1 protein-coding gene is annotated in these 2,779 nt (G+C 60.3%); it reads right to left on the reverse strand.

The genetic code is table 11. The features are described 5' to 3' along the window. Window positions 1-114 precede the first annotated feature (114 nt). Entirely contained in the window at window positions 115-2,616 is a 2,502-nt protein-coding gene (gene rnr / locus NOM55_RS10765; RefSeq protein WP_255908693.1) for a ribonuclease R, read from the reverse strand. Between the last annotated feature and the right edge of the window lie 163 nt (window positions 2,617-2,779).

Raw genomic sequence — 2,779 nt, forward strand, 5'->3', positions numbered from 1 at the left:
TTTTGACACCAAAGCGGCAAGTCCTTGATTCCACAGCCACCGCAGCACCAGGAAAAATGAAAAAGGTTGGCCGCAACGTTTGCGACCAACCTTTGCGAGTCAAAACATGGTGAATTACGGAGTGTGACGACGACGTGGAGGGCGCTTTGCCCGCTCGACAGCCACCGGACCCGGAGTCGACTCAATGGCTGACGTCGAAACCGGCTCCGGAGTTTCAGCGGGTGGCGCCACATCGGCCGCCACCGCCTCCGGCGTAACGACTGGCTTTGTCCTGTGATTGCGCGCCGGTTGACGACGAGCAGGCGCCGGCGACTGTGGCTCAGTCGGCGTCACCTCTTCCGTCAGCGGAGACACGTCCTCTACCGCCGCCACAACTGCAAGCGGCTTTGCTTTAGAGCGACTGCGTGACGACTTACGCTTGGCTGGCTCCTCTCCAGCAGCCGGCACACTACGGGTTGCCAAAGCAAACTCGACCTGTACCGTTTCCAGGTTTGCCCGCACCACCCGCACCTGCACCGCATCACCCAGCCGGTATTGCAGCCCGCTCTTCTCGCCGACAATGGCTTGCTGCTCTTTCTTGAAGTGGAAGTAGTCCTTGCCCAGCTCGGAAATGTGCAACAGGCCCTCGACATAGAGATCATCCAGCAACACGAACACACCAAAGCCGGTTACCGCACTGATCTTGCCGCTAAACACCTCGCCTACCTTGTCCTGCATATAGTAAGTTTTCAGCCACGCCTGCACTTCGCGACTGGCGTCATCGGCACGGCGCTCCGTCATCGAGCAATGCTCGCCCAGTGCCAACCACTTGCCCGGCTTGTACTTGCCACCGGCCAGCACGGCCTTGATGGCACGATGCACCAGCAAATCGGGATAGCGGCGGATCGGGGAGGTGAAGTGGGTATAGGCGTCGTACGCCAGACCGAAGTGACCGACATTGTCCGGCGCATATACCGCCTGCTGCATCGAACGCAGCATCATGGTCTGCACCACCGGCGCATCCGGACGCAAGGCAACCTTCTCCGCCAACTCTGCGTAGTCCTTGGGCGTCGGCTTGTCTTCGCCCCCCAGCGCCAGTCCCAGCAGGCGCAGGTAATTGCGCAGATTGAGCAGTTTTTCCGGCGTCGGCCCCTCGTGAATGCGGAACAGGCACTTGTGCCGGTTCTTGAGCAGGATGTCCGCCGCACAAACGTTGGCCGCAAGCATGCACTCTTCGATCAAGCGGTGGGCATCATTACGCGTCACCGGCACGATCTTGTCGATCTTGCCGTGCTCATTGAACACCATCTGCGTCTCGACACTTTCAAACTCGATGGCGCCACGGCGGGTACGCGCGGCCAACAACACCTGGAACAGCTGATGCAGGGTCTGCAATTGCGGCAACAAGGGGCTGTCACTGCCCTTCTGCAGCCAATCCCACACTTGGGTGTAAGTCAGCCGCGCCTTGGAGTTCATCACCGCCGGATAGAAACGATACCCCTTGATCTTGCCTTTCGCCGAGATCTGCATGTCGGCCACCATGCACAGACGGTCGACGTTGGCGTTCAGCGAACAAATGCCGTTCGACAGTGCCTCCGGCAGCATCGGAATCACCCGCCGCGGGAAGTACACCGAGGTGCCACGCGCCACGGCGTCACCGTCCAGCGCATCGCCCGGCTGCACGTAGTGGCTGACATCGGCAATCGCCACCACCAGCCGGAAGCCCTTGCCCTGGCGCTCGGCAAAAACGGCATCGTCGAAATCACGCGCCGTTTCGCCGTCGATGGTCACCAGCGGCAAAGAGCGCAGGTCAACCCGCGATTTGTCCAGATCCTTCTTGCGCACCTTGGCCGGCGTCGCGGCAGCTTGCGCCAGCGCGGCATCGGAGAACACATGCGGCAGGTCATGCTTGCGCAGCGCCACCTCGATCTCCATGCCTGGGTCGGCGTAATTGCCCAGCACTTCGATAACCTTGGCGATTGCCGGGCGATGCTCGTCGGGATAGGAAACGATCTCCAGCATCACCACCTGGCCATGACCGGCACCACCGTGCCCTTCCGGCTCCAGCAGCAGCTCCTGGCCAATGCGGCGATCCTCGGCCTTGGCCACGCCGACACCATGATCGAAATAGGCGCGGGCGACCAGCGTCGACTGCGCCCGCTCCAGCACCTCGACAATGCGCCCTTCGCGGCGACCGCGGCGATCGGTGCCAGCCAGCCGCACCATGACATGGTCGCCATGCATCGCCTTGCGCATCTCGCGCTCGGGCAGATAGATATCCTCGCCGGTGACACCATCCGGCACCGCGAAGCCAAAGCCGTCCTTGTGGCCGCTAACACGGCAAGGCAGCAGATCCAGCTTGTCGGCGACACAGACCTCGCCCTTGCGATTGATCAGCACTTGCCCGGCTCGCTCCATCGCGCGCAAGCGGCGTTCGAATAATGGCTGCTCTTCGTCGGTGATTTCCAGTACGGCGGCAAGCTCGCCAAATTGCATCGGCACCCCCTGCTGCGCAAGAATTTGCAAAACAAACTCGCGACTAGGCAAGGGATTGTTATATTGGGACTTTTCCCGCTCCAGGAATGGGTCAGACAGGCGAATAGCCGATTCAGGGGAAGATTTTTTAGTAATAACCATTGACACGTCCAAAAACGTCCTTATAATGCAGGGCTTCATCGCTACCGCTGCAACGCAGTGAAAACGATGATACAGCAAATGCATAGCCCAGGTGGCGGAATTGGTAGACGCACTAGGTTCAGGTCCTAGCGCCCGCAAGGGTGTGGAAGTTCGAGTCTTCTCT

Origin of the sequence: Vogesella sp. AC12 (genome assembly GCF_024437575.1) — a bacterium.
GTDB classification, from domain to species: domain Bacteria; phylum Pseudomonadota; class Gammaproteobacteria; order Burkholderiales; family Chromobacteriaceae; genus Vogesella; species Vogesella indigofera.

Bases quoted from the DNA above. Each gene is read 5' to 3' on its own strand.
- rnr (WP_255908693.1), bottom strand. From the start codon at position 2,616: ATGGTTATTACTAAAAAATCTTCCCCTGAATCGGCTATTCGCCTGTCT.